This is a genomic window from Bradyrhizobium nivariense (assembly GCF_029846695.2).
In the GTDB taxonomy this organism is placed as follows: domain Bacteria; phylum Pseudomonadota; class Alphaproteobacteria; order Rhizobiales; family Xanthobacteraceae; genus Bradyrhizobium.
Genome location: NZ_JARWCR020000038.1, coordinates 45,085 through 62,359, shown reverse-complemented (window position 1 = coordinate 62,359; position 17,275 = coordinate 45,085). Strand labels below are relative to the sequence as shown.

20 protein-coding genes are annotated in these 17,275 nt (G+C 64.5%); 13 read left to right on the top strand and 7 right to left on the bottom strand.

Going from position 1 to position 17,275, the window contains the following annotated elements; translation table 11 throughout:
* Positions 1–9: 9 nt before the first annotated feature.
* Positions 10–708: a nitroreductase gene (locus QCM77_RS27170; RefSeq protein WP_279661583.1), complete on the top strand. Its 699-nt coding sequence runs from the start codon at positions 10–12 to the stop codon at positions 706–708.
* Positions 709–805: 97 nt separating this feature from the next.
* On the opposite strand, the gene QCM77_RS27165 is transcribed toward QCM77_RS27170, so the two are convergent.
* Together QCM77_RS27165 and QCM77_RS27160 are read right to left on the bottom strand one after the other, a co-directional pair.
* A complete protein-coding gene (locus tag QCM77_RS27165; RefSeq protein ID WP_279661584.1) occupies positions 806–1,354 on the bottom strand; it encodes a sigma-70 family RNA polymerase sigma factor in 549 nt (182 codons plus the stop codon).
* Positions 1,354–1,587 (bottom strand): NepR family anti-sigma factor, encoded by a 234-nt coding sequence (locus tag QCM77_RS27160; protein WP_279661585.1) that lies wholly within the window; start codon positions 1,585–1,587, stop codon positions 1,354–1,356. Before QCM77_RS27160 ends, QCM77_RS27165 begins: the two co-directional genes overlap by 1 nt.
* Before the next feature lie 221 nt (positions 1,588–1,808).
* Here QCM77_RS27160 and QCM77_RS27155 point away from each other — a divergent pair, with 221 nt between their 5' ends.
* The 6 genes from QCM77_RS27155 (at position 1,809) to QCM77_RS27130 (ending at position 6,847) form a co-directional block, all read left to right on the top strand.
* On the top strand, positions 1,809–2,615 hold the full coding sequence (locus QCM77_RS27155) for a response regulator (RefSeq protein WP_279661586.1): 807 nt from the start codon (positions 1,809–1,811) through the stop codon (positions 2,613–2,615).
* 151 nt (positions 2,616–2,766) lie between these two features.
* The gene (locus QCM77_RS27150; protein WP_279661587.1) at positions 2,767–3,366 is read left to right on the top strand and encodes a nuclear transport factor 2 family protein; all 600 of its coding nucleotides are present in this window, start codon (positions 2,767–2,769) and stop codon (positions 3,364–3,366) included.
* A gap of 249 nt (positions 3,367–3,615) precedes the next feature.
* Positions 3,616–4,047, top strand: coding sequence for a hypothetical protein (locus QCM77_RS27145; RefSeq protein WP_279685646.1), 432 nt, complete (start codon positions 3,616–3,618; stop codon positions 4,045–4,047).
* A gap of 106 nt (positions 4,048–4,153) precedes the next feature.
* Positions 4,154–6,031 (top strand): molecular chaperone HtpG, encoded by a 1,878-nt coding sequence (gene htpG / locus QCM77_RS27140; protein WP_279685644.1) that lies wholly within the window; start codon positions 4,154–4,156, stop codon positions 6,029–6,031.
* 129 nt (positions 6,032–6,160) lie between these two features.
* On the top strand, positions 6,161–6,442 hold the full coding sequence (locus tag QCM77_RS27135) for a DUF3551 domain-containing protein (RefSeq protein WP_279685643.1): 282 nt from the start codon (positions 6,161–6,163) through the stop codon (positions 6,440–6,442).
* Positions 6,443–6,577: 135 nt separating this feature from the next.
* Positions 6,578–6,847 (top strand): DUF3551 domain-containing protein, encoded by a 270-nt coding sequence (locus tag QCM77_RS27130; RefSeq protein WP_279685642.1) that lies wholly within the window; start codon positions 6,578–6,580, stop codon positions 6,845–6,847.
* A gap of 35 nt (positions 6,848–6,882) precedes the next feature.
* Here QCM77_RS27130 and QCM77_RS27125 read toward each other — a convergent pair whose 3' ends face one another.
* Positions 6,883–7,611 carry an SGNH/GDSL hydrolase family protein gene (locus tag QCM77_RS27125; protein ID WP_279685641.1) on the bottom strand — a complete coding sequence of 243 codons (729 nt, stop codon included), beginning with the start codon at positions 7,609–7,611 and terminating at the stop codon, positions 6,883–6,885.
* Between the two features lie 96 nt (positions 7,612–7,707).
* A complete protein-coding gene (locus QCM77_RS27120; RefSeq protein WP_279685640.1) occupies positions 7,708–8,688 on the bottom strand; it encodes a Bug family tripartite tricarboxylate transporter substrate binding protein in 981 nt (326 codons plus the stop codon).
* Positions 8,689–8,921: 233 nt separating this feature from the next.
* Between QCM77_RS27120 and QCM77_RS27115 the strand changes: the two genes are divergently transcribed.
* From QCM77_RS27115 to QCM77_RS27095, 5 genes are all read left to right on the top strand, one after another.
* Complete coding sequence (locus QCM77_RS27115; RefSeq protein ID WP_279685639.1) at positions 8,922–10,736, top strand: long-chain-acyl-CoA synthetase; 1,815 nt, start codon at positions 8,922–8,924, stop codon at positions 10,734–10,736.
* 141 nt (positions 10,737–10,877) lie between these two features.
* On the top strand, positions 10,878–11,123 hold the full coding sequence (locus QCM77_RS27110; protein ID WP_007597226.1) for an acyl carrier protein: 246 nt from the start codon (positions 10,878–10,880) through the stop codon (positions 11,121–11,123).
* Positions 11,110–12,492 (top strand): class I adenylate-forming enzyme family protein, encoded by a 1,383-nt coding sequence (locus QCM77_RS27105; RefSeq protein ID WP_279685638.1) that lies wholly within the window; start codon positions 11,110–11,112, stop codon positions 12,490–12,492. Before QCM77_RS27110 ends, QCM77_RS27105 begins: the two co-directional genes overlap by 14 nt.
* Positions 12,485–13,207 carry an SDR family NAD(P)-dependent oxidoreductase gene (locus tag QCM77_RS27100; RefSeq protein ID WP_279661595.1) on the top strand — a complete coding sequence of 241 codons (723 nt, stop codon included), beginning with the start codon at positions 12,485–12,487 and terminating at the stop codon, positions 13,205–13,207. The genes QCM77_RS27105 and QCM77_RS27100 overlap by 8 nt, the downstream gene beginning before the upstream one ends.
* A 127-nt stretch (positions 13,208–13,334) precedes the next feature.
* Positions 13,335–13,544, top strand: coding sequence for a hypothetical protein (locus QCM77_RS27095; protein WP_279685637.1), 210 nt, complete (start codon positions 13,335–13,337; stop codon positions 13,542–13,544).
* 5 nt (positions 13,545–13,549) lie between these two features.
* Here QCM77_RS27095 and QCM77_RS27090 read toward each other — a convergent pair whose 3' ends face one another.
* A complete protein-coding gene (locus tag QCM77_RS27090) occupies positions 13,550–13,936 on the bottom strand; it encodes a hypothetical protein (protein WP_279685636.1) in 387 nt (128 codons plus the stop codon).
* A gap of 216 nt (positions 13,937–14,152) precedes the next feature.
* On the opposite strand from QCM77_RS27090, the gene QCM77_RS27085 reads away from it, so the two are divergent.
* Positions 14,153–15,298, top strand: coding sequence for a DUF3095 domain-containing protein (locus tag QCM77_RS27085; RefSeq protein ID WP_279661599.1), 1,146 nt, complete (start codon positions 14,153–14,155; stop codon positions 15,296–15,298).
* Between the two features lie 4 nt (positions 15,299–15,302).
* On the opposite strand, the gene QCM77_RS27080 is transcribed toward QCM77_RS27085, so the two are convergent.
* Together QCM77_RS27080 and QCM77_RS27075 are read right to left on the bottom strand one after the other, a co-directional pair.
* Positions 15,303–15,737, bottom strand: coding sequence for a DUF2147 domain-containing protein (locus QCM77_RS27080; protein ID WP_279685635.1), 435 nt, complete (start codon positions 15,735–15,737; stop codon positions 15,303–15,305).
* Between the two features lie 107 nt (positions 15,738–15,844).
* Complete coding sequence (locus QCM77_RS27075) at positions 15,845–17,230, bottom strand: MATE family efflux transporter (protein WP_279685634.1); 1,386 nt, start codon at positions 17,228–17,230, stop codon at positions 15,845–15,847.
* Between the last annotated feature and the right edge of the window lie 45 nt (positions 17,231–17,275).

The window sequence follows — 17,275 nt, the reverse complement described above, 5'->3', positions numbered from 1 at the left end:
GAGCAAGCAATGGACGCTGCAGTCAATCAGAATAACCGCATCGGCGTGCTGGAAGAGCTCCTCAACGAGCGCTACTCGGTGCGCGCCTTCCTAGCCAAGGAGGTCGATCGCGCCACGATCGAACATTTGCTGACCACCGCGCAGCGCACGGCGTCCTGGTGCAACAGCCAGCCCTGGCAGGTGATTATCGCCAGCGGCGAGGCCAAGGAAGCTTTTCGCAAGCTGATTTACGCGGAAGCATCGAGCGGGCTCGGCGACGACTATGATTTCACGCCGCCGCGCGAATATGTCGGCGCGTATCTCGAACGCCGCCGCGAGAGCGGTTTTCAGCTCTACAACACGCTCGGCATCGTCAGGGGCGACAAGACGGCCTATGCGAAGCAGGCGCTGGAGAACTACAATTTCTTCGGCGCGCCGCATGTGGCCGTCATCCACACCGACGAGCCGCTCGGCATCTACGGTGCGATCGATTGCGGCGCCTATGTCAGCAATTTCATGCTGGCCGCGCAGGCCCTCGGGCTCGGCACGATTCCGCAAGCGGCGCTCGCGCGCCACTCCGGCCTGATCCGCCGCCATTTCAATCTGCCCGATGACCGCCGCATCGTCTGCGGCATCTCGTTCGGCTATGCCGACAACGCCCACAAGGTCAACAGCTACCGCACCTCGCGTGCGAGCGTGGCTGAGACCGTGACCTTCGTGGACGAGTGATCGAGGCGGCGCAAGCTCCGCATTACGTTCCAGACGCGTCAAGACGGCCGCGGAGGCGGCCGCCTTGATCGCGTCTCAGTCCGATTGACGCCGGCCGTCAGCCGCCGCTGCCGCCGATCACGGCGCGAATGGTCTCGTCGGGCCCGAAATCCTCGGCGCCGTCGACATAGAGCAGCGCCGCGAGCTTGGAGCGCGCGCGGTTGACGCGGCTCTTGATCGTGCCGACTGCGCAGCCGCAGATCGAGGCCGCATCCTCATAGGAGAAGCCGGAGGCGCCGACCAGGATCAGCGCTTCACGCTGGTCCTGCGGAAGCTTGTCGAGCGCCGTGCGGAATTCCTCGAACTCGAGATGGGCATTCTGCGAGGGTTGTGTCTTCAGCGTCTTGGCATAGTTGCCTTCGGCATCCTCGACTTCCCGCCGCCGCTTGCGATAATCGGAACGGAACAGGTTGCGCAGGATCGTGAACAGCCACGCCGGCAGGTTGGAGCCGGGCTGGAACGAGTCGATGTTGGCGAGCGCGCGCAACAGCGTCTCCTGGACCAGATCGTCGGCGCGATCCGCATTGCCGCTGAGCGAGATGGCGAACGCGCGCAGGCTGGGCACGGCCGCCAGGATGTCGTTACGCAGGGATTCCGTGAGAGGCATCAATCCCTCCCATTGTTGTTGTCGCTAGTGCCGCCACCATTTTCCACTTGGGGTGTCGCTCCCGGCGCATCAAGCTTCTTGATCAGTTCCGCGAACCGGTCCGGAACCCCCTGCCGCACCACGTCGTCGTACATGGCGCGCAGCTGGTGCCCGATCCGGGATTGGATCTCCGGAGTGAGCCCTCCCTTGCCGGGGGTCGTACTTTTGCTGGCTTGAGACTTGAGATCTTTCATGACCTGTTCCACGTTTCCCCGAGTTAAGTGATTGTAAAATCGATAAGTTCCCTCAACCGGGTGCCGTTCCCTGAATAGGCTCAATGCAAGCTGCGAGAAAAAGTTCCGCCCGAATGCGGAACTTTTCTCAGCCTGAGGCGTAATCAGCCCTAGCAGGGGAACCCGGGCTCCCCGCATAACGCCTGTATCTCAAGGTTGGCCCGAAGATGAATGGAGTGGGGATGTCCCGTTCACAGCTTGTTGCTGAACACTTGCCGTTGTTGCGCCGGTACGCGCGCGCCCTGACGGGGAGCCAATCCTCCGGTGACGCCTATGTCGCAGCCATGTTGGAAGCCATGCTGGGGGATCCGTCGGTGCTCGACGAGAGCCACGGGCCCCGCGCCGGCCTGTTCCGGCTGTTCACCCAGATCTGGAATTCCGTCTCCGTCAACGACGATTCCGAGGTGACGAACCTGCCGATGCCGCCGGAGCGACGGCTGTCGAACATCACGCCGCTGCCGCGGCAGGCCTTCCTGCTGCTCTCGCTCGAGGGATTTTCGGAAGAGGAAGTCGCCTACATCCTCGGCACCGACGTCGGCGAGACGCGCCGGCTTGCGGATGCCGCAGGGCGTGAGATGGCCGCCGAGATCGCCACCGACGTGCTGATCATCGAGGACGAGACCTTCATCGCCATGGATCTCGAGAGCCTGGTGAAGAATCTCGGCCACAATGTCGTCGGCGTCGCCCGCACCCACGCCGATGCGGTGGCGCTGGCCAAGAACAAGCGGCCCGGCCTGATCCTCGCCGACATCCAGCTCGCCGACGGCTCGTCGGGCCTCGACGCCGTCAACGAGCTGCTCCGCACCTTCGAGGTGCCGGTGGTGTTCATCACCGCGTACCCCGAGCGCTTTCTCACCGGCGAGCGCCCCGAGCCGGCGTTCCTGATCTCAAAACCGTTCCAGCCCGCGATGGTGTCGGCGGTGGCGAGCCAGGCGCTGTTCTTCCAGCGCAACTCGCGCAACCGCGCGCCGAAGGTGCCGGCGGCGTAAGAAGGCGCTTGCACCCGGCACTTGACGAAATTTGATCCGGCGTGCCGCAAGGTGCGCCGGATTTTCGTTGACCGGATTGCCACGCTTGACGGCCATCGAATTCGCCGCTCATACCTCGTGCAGCAGCCGCAGTGCCATCGGAGACGTGTTCATGGACCAGCAACTCCTCGATCGCCTCGCCATCCGCGACCTCGTCGAGAACTGGGCGGTGTGGCGCGATGCCGGCGATTGGGAGCGCTTTGCCACGGTCTGGCATGAAGAGGGCTGGATGTCCGCCACCTGGTTTCAGGGGCCGGCGCGGGATTTCATGCGGGTCAGCCAGGAGGGGTTCGCCAAGGGCGTGCGCATCCTGCATTTCCTCGGCGGCACCAGCATCGACCTCGAGGGCGCGCGCGCCATCGCGCAGACCAAAATGACCATCTCGCAGCGCGCGCCGGTGCACGACGTGCCCTGCGACGTCGTCTGCACCGGGCGCTTCTACGATTTCCTGGAGAAGCGGTCAGGCGCGTGGGGCATCGTCCGCCGCCAGCCGATCTACGAGAAGGATCGGATCGACCCGGTCGACCCCGCCGTGACACTTCAGCTCGACCAGAGAGCCCTTGCCGCGCTACCCGAAGGCTATCGCCACCTCGCCTACATGCAGGAGCTGATCGGCTACAAGGTCAAGCGCGACATGCCGGGCCTGATCGGTCCCGAGGTCGAGAAGCTCTATGGCGAGGGTCGGGATTGGCTCGCGGGGAAGGCGAACTGAAGCCCAGACAAAAGTAAGGCGCGACCGGCATCACCACAGTCGCGCCCTACGTCGCCGGCTTATGGGGCAGGGGGGAATAGCCGGCTGTTGAGACGACTCCCGTCCACGGAAGTCGTTCCAGGCGGTTGCAAAATTTTTCGCGGGGTCATGCCTTTTTTGCACACGGTTAAGTGATCTTAACGATTGAGAACTCCCGGACCTTACCTCGCGTTGTTCCCGCGATCGCCATGGGGCGAGGGACCGACAGCCATGTCACAGATTCAAAAGGTATTTTTGGGCGTCGTCGCGATCGCCGCGACGCTTGGCGCCGTCCAGGTGGGCGCCGTGCAACTGGCCTCCGGCCATGATCTGGCCGACCGCTGGCGGGCGGTCGCTGACCAGCCGGGCCATGCTGACAAGCCGGGCCATAACGTCAATCGCTCCAGCAAGGCCGACCGACTCGCCGACATCAAGCAGGCGGGAGTTCCGACCCGGACCGTGTCGATGCGGCTGAACGATCTGGCCGACACGTCGGTGCTGCTGCGGGTCCCCGCGGTGATCGAGGCCGGCAACGCCAAGCCGCCGGTGCTGCTCCCGAGCCAGAAGCAGGACCGCAAAAAGCTGACGATCGCCTGCGAGCCAATGGTCAGCTCCCTGACCGAGGTCGCAAAACTGCTCCAGCCCGGCCGCTGTGTGACCTGATCGGCATTTGCCCCTCCGTCGGGAGGGCGATTGCTGACGTCCACTTGATCCCCTGCCCCCTCGCGTTATATCCCGGGTTTCCCCTTTTGATTGACCGGGTAAACGCATGACGACGTCAGACACGGCTGTGCATACGCAGCCCTTCCAGGCCGAGGTTTCCGAGCTTTTGCACCTGATGGTGCACTCCGTCTATTCCGAGACCGATATCTTCCTGCGCGAACTCGTCTCCAATGCCTCGGACGCCTGCGACAAGCTGCGCTATGAGGCTATCGCCAGTCCGGCGCTGCTGGGCGAGGGCGACGCGCTCAAGATCCGGATCATTCCGAACAAGACGGCCGGAACGCTCACAATCGCCGACAACGGCATCGGCATGGAGCGGCAGGAGCTGATCGACCACCTCGGCACCATCGCCCGCTCGGGCACCAAGGCCTTCGTGTCGAAGCTCAAGGAGGCCAGGGATGGTCTTGGCCTGATCGGCCAGTTCGGCGTCGGCTTCTATTCCGCTTTCATGGTTGCCGAGAAGATCGTCGTGGTCAGCCGCCGCGCCGGCGAGAGCGACGTCTGGATCTGGACGTCGTCCGGCGGCTCCGGCTTCGAGATCGCGCGCGCGAGCGACGAGGAAGCGGCGCGCGTGGCGCGCGGCAGCGAGATCGTCCTGCACCTCAAGGACGAGGCCAAGAAATATCTTGAAGCTTACGAGATCGAGCGCGTCGTCGGCGCCTATTCCGACAACATCCTGTTTCCGATCGAGCTCGTGCCGGAAGAGGGCGAACCGCGCCAGATCAATTCGGCAAGCGCGCTGTGGCAGCGCTCGAAATCCGAGCTCACGCCGGAGGACTACAAGAAGGCCTACCAGCAGATCGCATCCGCCTTCGACGATCCCGCAATGACGCTGCATTATCGCGCCGAGGGCCGCTATTCCTACGCCGTGCTGCTGTTCGCGCCCTCGACAAAGCCGTTCGACCTGTTCGAGCCGAACCGCAAGGGCCGCGTCAAGCTCTATGTCCGCCGCGTCTTCATCACCGACGATGCCGATCTGCTGCCGGGCTACCTCCGCTTCATCCGCGGCGTCGTCGACAGCGAGGATCTCCCGCTCAACATCTCCCGCGAGATGCTCCAGAACAATCCGCAGCTCGCGCAGATCCGCAAAGCCGTGGCGACCCGCGTCGTGTCCGAGCTCGAAAGCCTTGCGGAGAAGGATCCCGAGAACTTTGCGAAGATCTGGGAGGCCTTCGGCGCGGTGCTGAAGGAAGGTATCTACGAGGATTTCGAACGCCGCGAAAAGCTGCTCGCGCTGTCGCGTTTCACCACGACCTCGGGCGAGAAGCGCTCGCTCAAGGACGTCATCGCAGATTTCAAGCCGAACCAGACCGAGATCTATTATCTCGTCGGCGACAGCATCGAGCGGCTGAAGTCGAGCCCCCGGCTCGAGGCGGCGACCGCGCGCGGCATCGAAGTGCTGCTGCTGTCTGATCCGGTCGACGCCTTCTGGACCTCGATGCCATCGGAGTTCGACGGCAAGCCGCTGAAGTCGCTGAGCCAGGGCGATCTCAACCTCGACCTGATCCCGCGCGTCGACGAGGCGGACGAGGCGAAAAAGGACGAGCCCGTCGCCGACGAGGCGGCCACCATCGCCGTGATCAAGGCCGCGCTCGGTGAGCGCGTCAGCGACGTCAAGGCCTCGACGCGCCTCACCAGCTCCGCCTCCTGCCTTGTCGCCGACAGCCAGGGCCCGAGCCGCGAGCTCGAGCGCATCCTGTCTCAGCAGAACCGTGGCATGCGCACCAAGCCGATCCTCGAGATCAATCTGCGCCATCCGCTGGTCATGGCGATCACGAAGGCTCAGGCGGGCTCCAAAGCGGTCGACGATCTCAGTCTGCTCCTGCTTGAACAGGCGCAGATACTGGACGGCGAGCTGCCGGAAGATCCTGCGGCGTTTGCGACAAGGCTGAATCGGCTGGTGTTGCAGGGGCTCGGCGGGTAGCGGCGCGCAGCGCACCGCACTCACCTTGCCGTCATCTGCACGCAGGAACAGTCGCCTCTGCCGTGGTGTTGTGCCATATCGGGCGGCCGGCATCCCGGCCGCCGACATGATCGATTCGAGGATTTCTCCATGCGTTTGCCGATCCTGACTCTCACCGCGATTGCCACGCTGTTCGTGGCGGCAGATGCCAGCGCCCAGACCTATGATCCGCGCTACCCGGTGTGCATGCACGTCTACATGCCCGGCGGCTTCGGCGGTGGCGGCGGCGATTATTTCGACTGCTCCTTCACTTCGCTGCCGCAGTGCCGCGCCACGGCGTCGGGCCGCTCGGCGAGCTGTGACGTCAATCCCTACTATGCTTTCGATGAACCGCCGCCGCAGCCGCGCCGGCGCCACAAGAAGATCCACTAAAGCGCGATGAGATGAGGATGAATCATCATCGCGCTTTAGCGTTGTTGTTTGAGCATGATCTTTTCGGAAAACCGCTTCGCACTTTTCCGGATCATGCTTTAGCGATCCGCGATGCGGCTTTCAGGAGCAATTTTCATGCGTCGCTCATTCGGCCTGATCATCACCGTCGGTGCCTTTCTCACGGCCGCGCCGTCGCATGCGCAGACCTTCGATCCGCGCTATCCCGTCTGCATGCACGTTTATTCCGGCGCGAACGGCGGTGGCGGGGAGTGGTACGATTGCTCCTTCACCTCGCTGCCGCAATGCAGCGCCACCGCTTCAGGCCGCTCCGCGAGCTGCGATCTCAATCCGTATTATCCGTTCAACGCACCGCCGCAGCGCTTGCGCCATAAGCGAGGCGACTAGCGCTGGGCGATTGCCCTCCCGGCAATCCGACCGGATTAGCTGCCGTGTGCGTTTCCGGAGGGCAGCGCCTTGTTGGCTGCGGCGACGATCGCGTTGGTCAACTGCCAGGTCATCTTGTCCGTGGTCCAGTCGCTTGCGTGCAGCCTGCTATCATCGCCCGGGTCGACCATGCGGTCGAAAGAAATTTTTGCAACATCGTGCCAGCCCTTCATCAGCGCGAAGCGACGAAAGACGTTGACCCCCTTTGCATGCGCGATCTCGCCGATCGCTGCGACCATCGCGTTCGTCTTGTCGGCCTTGGCCGGTGTCAGCAGCGCCGGCACATATTGCAGGTCCATCAGGATCACGTCGATCCGCTTGGCGCCGAGCAGCCGGTCAACACCATCACGGATGGCCTGCGTGGTGTCCCTGAACGAGGGCGGATTCTGATCGGCGGATTGCCACACTGAATTGGTACCGACCTGCCAGATGACGAGATCGGGGTTGAGATCGAAGACGTCATGGTCGAACCGCTTCAACTCCAAAGGGGCCTCTTCGCCGCCAACGCCCCGGTTGACCACCTCGATCATGACATTTGGTAATCCTATCCGAAGGTCCGCCAGCAGCCGCTGCGGATAGGGGGCGATGCCTCCTTCGCCCGCCGTGGTCGACGAGCCGATCGCGACCACCTTGACCTGTCCGCCCTTCAGGCGGTCGGCAAAATTGTTCAGCGGCTGCTCGAACGGTGCGGCCTGGACAGGGAACTCCGACGAGTCGAGAGCCACGGGTCGTCTCCCTTTCGTAACCCGGACAACGCAGGGTAGAAAAGCTTAGCCCGTTTACCCGGGGCCGCCTAGCCTCGCGCGGCCGGATATGGGTCGCTACTCCTTCCTGATTCCCGACAACTCGACCACCTTACGCCAGCGGTCGGTCTCCGCCGTGAGCATGCCGGCGAATTCGTCGGCATCGCCGTTCAGCGGGATTGCGCCGAGCTCGGCGATGCGGGACTTGATCTCCGCATTCGACAGCGCGGCGTCGATCTCGCGATTGAGCAGATCGACGATCTCGCGCGGCGTGTCGTGCGGGGCGCCGACGCCATAGAACGACGAGGTTTCGTAGCCGGGAAGCGTGTCGGCGATCGATGGCACGTCCGGTAGAATCTCCGAACGCTCGCGTGTGGTGACGCTGAGCGCGCGCAGCTTGCCGGCGCGTACGAGCTCGAAGGATGAGGTGACGTTGTCGAACATGCCCTGGATCTGGCCGCTCATCACGTCGGTCAATCCGGGTGCCGAGCCGCGATAGGGCACGTGGGTGAACTGCACGCCGGCCAGCGATTTGAACAGCTCGCCGGAGAGATGCAGCGATGTGCCGATGCCGGAAGAGGCGATCGACATCTTGCCGGGATTGGTCCTGGCGTAGGCGATGAAGTCGGCGACGCTCTTCACCGGCAGGTCGTTGTTGACGACCAGCACCAGCGGAATTCGCGCGACGCCGGCGACCGGCGCGATGTCCCTGGCGAAATCATACGGCAGCGCCGGGTCGAACGAGGCGTTGATGGCGTTCGCGGTCGAGGTGAGCAGCAGCGTGTGACCATCGGGGGCGGACGTGATCACCGCCTGTGTCCCGATATTGCTGCCGGCGCCGGGCTTGTTCTCGACGACGAAGGTCTGGCCGAGCCGGTCGGAGAGGCGCTGGCAGAGCAGCCGCGACAGCACGTCGGTGGCCCCGCCCGGCGCATAGGGCACCACCCATTTCACGCTGCGCGAGGGATAGGAGGGATTGCCGATCGCGAAGGCGCGTGGCGCGGCGAGCACGGTTGCGGCAGAGGCAGCAGCCTGAAGAAAATGTCGCTTGGTGATCATCACGCTCTCCGGTTCACCTCGCCCCGCAATCAGGGCAAGGGGACACGCGCGGCGCGCCCCCGACAATTGGCTTTGCTATCGCAAGAATTGCGAGGCCGCGCACGCCGATCCCACCGGCTTGGTAAAGGATGACTAGAGTTAATCGGGCACTAACCGGGTTTTACCTTGTCTCTTAACACCTGGGCAGGGCGTGCGAGTTAAGCTTAGGGAAGCAGCAGACACGTTCCGAAAGAATGAACGGCATGACCACCGGCGTCATCGAGCAACCGAAAGCCGCGCGCGCACCTTCGGCTTCAAAGATCTGGCTGAAGGCCATCGAGCTCACCGCGCGGATCGAGACGCTGCCGGGTCGCCTGTTTGCCGACGTCGTCGACGATTGGGCGCAGCGCCAGCCCGATCGCGTCGCGCTGGTCACCGACGAAGCAAGCCTCGACTATGCGGGGCTCTCGAAACGCATCAATCGCTATGCGCGGTGGGCGCGCTCGGCCGGAGTGGCCAAGGGCGACACTGTCGCGCTGATCATGCCGAACGGCATCGATTATGTCGCGGCCTGGCTCGGCATCAGCCGCGTCGGCGGCGTGGCTGCGCTGATCAACACCAAGCTGGTCGGCCAGTCGCTCGCGCATTGCATCGACGTCGCAAAGCCCGCTCACATTATCATCGCGCCCGAGCTCAATGAGGCGCTGGACAGCGTGTCGCCGCAACTGAAGACGGAGGCAAAGGTCTGGATTCACGGCGATGCCCGCAGCGAACGCGCGATCGATGTCGCGCTTGCCGCCCTCGATGACGGTCCGCTTTCGCCTGACGAGCTTGGCGACGTCACCATCAACGACCGTGCCCTGCTGATCTACACCTCCGGGACCACCGGCCTGCCGAAGGCCGCGAGCATCAGCCATCGCCGCATCCTCAACTGGGGCTTTTGGTTTGCCGGCCTTACCGGCGCGACGCCCCAGGATCGGCTTTACGATTGCCTGCCACTGTTCCACTCGGTCGGCGGCATCGTCGCGCCATGCAGCATGCTGGCTGCCGGCGGCTCGGTGGTGATCGCGGAAAAATTCTCGGCCTCGCATTTCTGGCCCGACATCGTGCGCCATGACTGCACGCTGTTTCAGTATATCGGCGAGCTCTGCCGCTATCTCCTCAAGGCGCCACCGTCGGAATACGAGAACCGGCATCGCCTTCGTCTTGTCTGCGGCAACGGTCTGCGCGGCGACATTTGGGAAGTTTTCCAGGCCCGTTTCGCGATCCCCCGCATCCTCGAATTCTACGCGGCGACCGAAGGCAATTTCTCGCTGTTCAACGTCGAGGGCCAGCCCGGCGCGATCGGCCGCATTCCGCCGCTGCTCGCGCATCGTTTCCCTGCCAGTCTCGCCAAGCTCGATCCCGATAGCGGCGCGCCGCTGCGCAATGCAGAGGGCTTTTGTATCGCCTGCGCGCGCGGCGAGGCCGGCGAAGCCATCGGCCGCATCGGCACGGCGGATGAGGGCGGCGGTCGCTTCGAGGGCTACACCGAGGCGAGCGAGACCGAGAAGAAGATCCTGCGCGATGTCTTTGCCAAGGGCGATGCCTGGTTCCGCACCGGCGATCTGATGCGGCTCGACGACAAGGGCTTCTTCCACTTCGTCGACCGCATCGGCGATACCTTTCGCTGGAAGGGCGAGAACGTCGCGACCTCGGAGGTCAATGAGGCCGTGCGCGATTTCAGCGGCGTGATCGACGCCACCACCTACGGCGTCAGCATTCCCGGCACCGACGGCCGCGCCGGCATGAGCGCGATCGTGGTGAACGAGGGCTTTGACGTCGAGGCGCTGCCCGCACATCTGGCGCGGCGTCTGCCGACCTATGCGCGCCCCGTCTTCATGCGCATCTCGCGCGAGCTCGATGCGACTGAGACGTTCAAGCAGAAGAAGGGGGAGCTCGCGCGCGAGGGATTTGATCCGGGCGCGATCTCCGATCCGCTGTTCCTGCTGGACCCGAGGACCGGCGCCTATATCGCGCTGGATGTGGAGACATATACGCAGATCAACAAGGGTACGATCCGGCTCTAGCCGCGCGAAAATCCGGAGATAGGTCCAATTTTATCCGAATTGTCCAAGAAGCCATTTACTTCTGTCGGGTAAACAAACGGCCATGGGGAGGCGGTCATCAAGAGCCGCCGCAACACGAACGACAACAGAAGCGAGCCAGCCATGTCGGTACGGTCTAAGGTCATTGAAGCGATCCAGCAGATCGCCAAGGAGCAGCACGTCGCGCTTCCCGCGCTCTCGGACGATCTGTCCCTGCACGAGACGGGCTTCGACTCGCTCGCCTTCGCCATCCTGGTGGCGCGCCTCGAGGACGAGACCGGCGTCGACCCCTTCACCATCTCCGAAGACGCAGCGTTCCCCGCCACCGTGGGCGATTTCGTGCGGGCCTACGAAAATGTCCCCGCGTGAGATCTTTGCGCTCCGCGACCATCTTGGCGCGGAACTGACCGGCCGCACGCTGTCGGACGCGCACGATGTCGTGTCGCTGACGGATATTTTGTCGCAGACGGTCCTGGGTGGCCGCCTGCGTGAGTTGTCCGGCCGCGCAGTGCTGCTGAAATTGTCCGACCAACTCCGGTCGGGCCTTGCCATCATCGAGCTCGACGGCATCGCCCGCCGCATGCTGCTGTGCCCGCCCGATCTCAACCCCGCGCATCTCGATGCCCTGATCGCGGACGCCGGGATCGATGCCGTCGTCACCGACGAGCCCGATCGCTGGGCCGATACCGGCGTGCCGCTGGTCGTCACCGCGCAACTACCGCTCCAGACCGCCACGTTGGCCAGGACCGAACGCGCCACGGAATGGCTGATGCTCACTTCGGGCACGTCGGGTGTGCCGAAAATCGCCGGGCATACGTTGGAAGCACTCACCGGCGCGATCGTCGCCGAAGGCCCCGCGCGCGGACCCGCGCCGGTATGGGCGACGTTCTACGACATCCGCCGTTATGGTGGCCTGCAAATTTTCCTCCGTGCTGTTCTCTCCGGCGGCTCGATGGTGCTGTCCGATCCGCATGAGGCGCTCGGCGATCACGTCGCGCGGCTGAACGCGCGCGGCGTCTCCCACATCTCCGGCACGCCCTCGCACTGGCGCAAGCTGTTGATGAGCGGCTCGGCCGCGCAATTCGCGCCGCGCTATGTCCGCCTCTCCGGCGAGATCGCCGACCAGGCGGTGCTGGATGGTCTGAAAGCGGCGTTCCCGAATTCCTCCGTCGGCCATGCCTATGCATCGACCGAGGCTGGCGTCGGCTTTGCCGTCAATGACGGGCTGGAAGGCTTTCCGGCCGACTATCTCGGCAACCGCAATGGTGTCGAGATGAAGGTCGTTGACGGCTCGCTCCGCATCCGCTCGACGCGCACGGCGCACGCCTACATCGGCCGCAATGCAGCTCCGCTCACCGATGACGACGGATTTGTCGATAGCGGCGATATCGTCGAATTGCGCGGCGACCGCTACTATTTCGTCGGCCGCCGCGGCGGCATCATCAATATCGGCGGGCTGAAGGTTCACCCTGAAGAGATCGAGGCGGTGATCAACCGTCATCCCGACGTGCGGATGTCGCGGGCGAAGTCACGCAAGAGCCCGATCACCGGCGGAATCGTCGTCGCCGACGTGATCCTCGCCGACGGCACCGACCCGGCGCGCGCGAAAGGGATCCGCGACCAGATCCTGGATCAGTGCCGCGCGCAGCTCGCTTCCCACAAGGTGCCGGCGGTGATCCGCTTCGTCGAGGCGCTCGACGTCACCCCGGCCGGCAAACTGGCGCGCACCGATGCATAATGTCCTCGTCACCGGCGGCAGCCGCGGTATCGGCCTTGCGATCGGCAAACGCCTGGTTGGCGCCGGCTACAACGTGATCGCGGCGGCGCGGCGCGAGAGCGACGAGCTCAAGGCGGCGATAGCCGGCTCCGAAGGGCGCCTGCATTTCCGCGCCTGCGACCTCGCCGTGATCGACGTGATACCGGCCTTTGCAAAACTCGTACGCGACGAATTCGGCCCGATCTACGGCCTCGTCAACAATGCCGGCCTCGGCACCGAAGGCCTGCTCGCGACCATGCACAATTCGGAGATCGAGGCGCTGGTGCAGCTCAATGTGCTGTCGCCGATCATCCTCACCAAATATGTCGCGCGGCAAATGATGGCCGATGGTGCCGGCCGCATCATCAACATCTCCTCGATCATCGCGACCACTGGCTATAACGGCCTCTCGGTCTATGGTGCGACCAAGGCCGCCGCCACCGGCTTCACCCGCTCGCTCGCGCGCGAGGTTGGCAAGCTCGGCATCACCGTGAACGCGATCGCGCCCGGTTTCATCGACACCGAGCTCACCCACAATCTCTCCGACGAGGGGCGCAGGCGCATCGCCGGCCGCAGCGCGCTACGCCGCTTGCCGGAGATGGATGATGTCGCGCGCATGGCGGAATATTTGCTCGGCGAGGGCGGCCGCAACGTCACCGGCACCGTATTTACGATCGACGCGGGGAATACGGCGTGAGCGGAACTCGTCCGCCATAATTGCGTTGATCGGGCGCAATGACATCAAGTCGCATTTGGTCGTAAGGTGGCCCGCAATCGATTGGGTTATGTCAATCGATCTGCCCCAATTGACAAGGGAGCAGTCCATGACCACGCCAAACATGACCGCTTCAATTCAGGGCCGGACGGAGCCGTCTCGCGCCAAGGCGGACGAGGTCCATTGCCCGCCGATGACGCATCAGAATTCCGGCAGTCACGGCTATGAAATGTATCCGCAGCAATTTGTGCGCCTGGTCGGCTGCCATGACGCGTCTCTCGATGCCTTGCGCAAGCGTGAGGCCGAAAAGCTGCATTAGGCGTATCAGGTCTGATGCTTCGGCAGATCAATCCGTTCGTGTGAGAATTCCGGCGGCCCCTCGGTGAGGCGCCGGGTGCGGCGCTCGCGTTCGTCCGCCGACAATGCGGGATCGAGCAACGCTTCGATCTCGTGCACCGCCAGTTCCTCGATCCTGGCGGCGTCCGATGCGATCGGGTGCGCCGTCGTAGGTGCCGGGGACGCTATCTTCAGACCCAGTTCGACCAATTGGCAGATCGCATCCGAGCGGGTCAGGTGATGGGCTTCGGCCCAGGCATCGACGGCTGCCGTCAGTCGTTCCGGCATCTTCACCGCGCTGATCGGGTCGAGGCCGGTGCGCCGGCGCACGGGGGCAGCGGGATCTTTGTTGCCGATGTCGGACATTCCGGTCATCCCATGCAGCCCCTGGCGATGTTTAACGGTAGTCGTTTTCCCCGAGCAGTCGTTTGATGCCGATCAATGATCCGCTGCGGCATTGCAGCGCGGCCTCATCTTGTTGTCCGGGCTCATTTCGGCCAATGATGGAAGGGGCGCGCCGGCTAGCGAACCCGAAATCGATCCTGCCACGTATTTCTTTTGGACGCCCGTCCCAACCATCCGGCATTCCCGATGACATCAGGCGAATCCTTCTATGGCGGCATTCCGGTCTTCCGCGGCTTTACCAGCCTGATGGACCCCGCGCTCTATGTGCCGCTGCCGGACGACTGGAGCATCGGCGTCGCCGACATCGTGGATTCCACCAAGGCCATCGCCGCGCAGCGCTACAAGGCGGTGAACATGGCCGGCGCCGCCGTGATCGCGGCGGTGACGAACGCACTGGAGGGACGCGAATTCCCCTTCGTGTTCGGCGGCGACGGCGCGAGTTTTGCGGTCGCGCCTCTCGATCTCGAACCGGCCCGCGAGGCTCTGGCCGCGACCGCCACCTGGGTGCGGGAAGATCTCGATTTGGGGATGCGCGTCGCGCTGGTGCCGGTGAGCGCCATCCGTGCACAGGGTCTCGACGTGCGCGTCGCGCGCTTCGGTCCGTCGGCCAATTTGTCCTATGCGATGTTTTCCGGCGGCGGGCTCGCCTGGGCCGACGCCGCGATGAAGCGCGGCGAGTTTGCGATAACCGAAGCGCCCGCGGGCACGCAGCCCGATCTCTCCGGCCTGTCCTGCCGGTTCGAGGTGATTCCGGCTGCGCGCGGCCTGATCCTGTCGGTGCTGGTGATGCCGACCCAGGGCGCCGACCCGCGGGCGTTCCGCAGCGTGATCGAGGACGTCATCCATCTCGTCGAGCGCAGCCCGGACGCCGGTCGACCCGTGCCGCCGCAGGGGCCGCCGCTGAAATGGCCGCCGCAAGGACTGGACTATGAAGCGCGCACGAAGCGAGGTGGCCCGCTTTTCGCGCGCCGCGCCGGCGTGCTGGCCTATACGCTGTTCGCCTACCTCATCGTCCGCTTTGATCTCAAGGTCGGCGGCTTCGTGCCGAAGCTGTATACACGGCAGGTCGTGGAGAACTCCGATTTCCGCAAATATGACGACGGCCTGCGCATGATCCTCGACTGTACGCCGGAGCTCGAACGCGCCCTCAGCGATCGCCTCGCGACTGCCGCGCGCGACGGCATCGTGCGTTACGGTCTCTACCAGCAGGACGCCGCGATGATGACCTGCTTCACGCCGTCGGCGCTCCGCAGCGACCACGTGCATTTCATTGACGGCGCGCGGGGCGGCTATGCCTCGGCGGCGACGGCCCTGAAGGCGATGATGGCGTGAAGCGCTAGCGCCCCACGCGCGTCCAGGTCTCGCCGCCGCAGAGCGCACCGACGCAGCCTTCGACCCGCAGCGAATCCGCACCTGTCACGCTGACGCTGCTCGCATAGGTGCTGCCGTCATCGGCGTTGTAGATCTGGCCCGACCATTTGTTCGGCCCGGAAGGCTGCATGCCGCTGAGCAGCGGCAAGCCGATCATCGGGCGCTTGGCGAGCGCGGGATTGGGATTCTTGCTGTCGGTGGCGGGCTGGCCGGTCGCGGTGTCGTGGGGTTCACGCAGCCAGACGACGTTGCCACAGATGCCGCCGCCGCATTTGCCGATCTTGACGCGGGCATCGCCGGCCTGGGTCAGCCAGGTCCCGTCGGCGCTCTGCGCATGGGCGGCAGTCGCGCCAAGTAGCGCAGCCAGGAGGACGATGAGAGCAACGAATCTGGAAGTCATGGAGAGAGCCCCGAAGTGGAGCGCCTCCATAGCAGCCTAGCAGGATAGTGCAACGCTGGATGGAATCACATTCCTGCGTTTACTTGCCTGCGTTTCTTTACCTGCGTTCATTTGCCCCAGCGCACGAAGGCGACCGAGCCTGCGGTCGAAAGCCCGAACACGACCATGGCGCCGCCGACCAGCGCGAACAAAGTCCAAGCGGGCGCCTGTGCCATCATGAGGCCGAAGCCGCCGATCGCGACGATCAGAAGCCGCGCGGTGGAGGCGAGCACGGGACCACCGACCCGCGCGGCACCTTGCGAGGAGAAATACAGCGACACGCCGATGCCGAAGAACACGAAGGCCGGGCCGGCCCAGTGGAAGTAGCTGTGCGCGGCGGTGGTAACGCCGGAATCCCTCGTGAACAGCGCGACCCACAGCGACGGATCGAGCGCGATGACGAGGCCGATCAGGCCGACCGTGATTCCCGAGGCCGCAGCCGCGGTCCAGGCCACGCGCCGCGCGCGTTTCAACTGCCCCGCGCCGATCGCCAGGCCGACCATCGGGACCGAGGCGATGCCGAAGGCGAAGGTGATCGGGATCAGCAAGAATTCCAGCCGCGAGCCGATGCCGTAGCCCGCGAGCATCTCGGTGCCGAAGGTGGCGAGGATCCTCGTAAAGATCAGGATGGTAAGCACGGTCTGGAGCGGCGACAGGCAGGCCACCGCCCCGACCTTGAGAATGTCGAAGAACATCGCGCGCTCGAAATGGAAGGCGCGAACCTTCAGCGGCAACCGGCTGCGGCCGGACAAGAGATACCAGAGGAAGAAGATCGCGGCGCAGCTGAACGCGACCAACTGGCCGGCGGCGACGCCCGGCATGCCGAATTGCGGCACGCTGAACAGGCCGAGCCCAAGCGTGCCGCCGAGCGCGATCTGGAGCACGCTCGCCCCGATCAGGGTCATCGAGGGCAGGCGCATGTCTCCGGTGCCGCGGATCACCGAGGCCAGCGTGTTGACGAGCCAGATCGCGATCGCACCGGCGAACAGCACCTGCGAATAGTCGCTGGCTTCCTCGAGCACGCGCTCGCGGCCACCGAGCAGCATGAAGAACGAGCGGCCGAAGGCGAGCATCGTCACCGTAAAGAACAGCCCGCCGCAGAGGCCGATGATGGCGGCATGCAGCGCCAGCGTCGCGGCGCGGTCACGATCCCCTGCGCCGAGGGCGCGGCTGATCGCGGACGAGACGCCGCCGCCCATCGCACCCGCGCTCATCATCTGCGTCAACATCGCGAACGGAAACACCAGCGCGATCGCTGCGAGCGGGATGGTGCCGAGCCGGCCGATATAGGAGGTCTCGGCGATCGCAACCAGCGTGCTGCCGACCATTGCGATCATGTTGGGGATCGCGAGCCGCAGCAGTGTCGGCAGGATCGGTGCCGTCAAAAGACTGGCGATTGAGGGGGCGACCGGGGCACGCGGCGGCACGGCGTCTACGGAGGCCTCGATCGTCATGTGTCACCGCGCGGAATATTAGATGATGCCCGACATATTATAGGG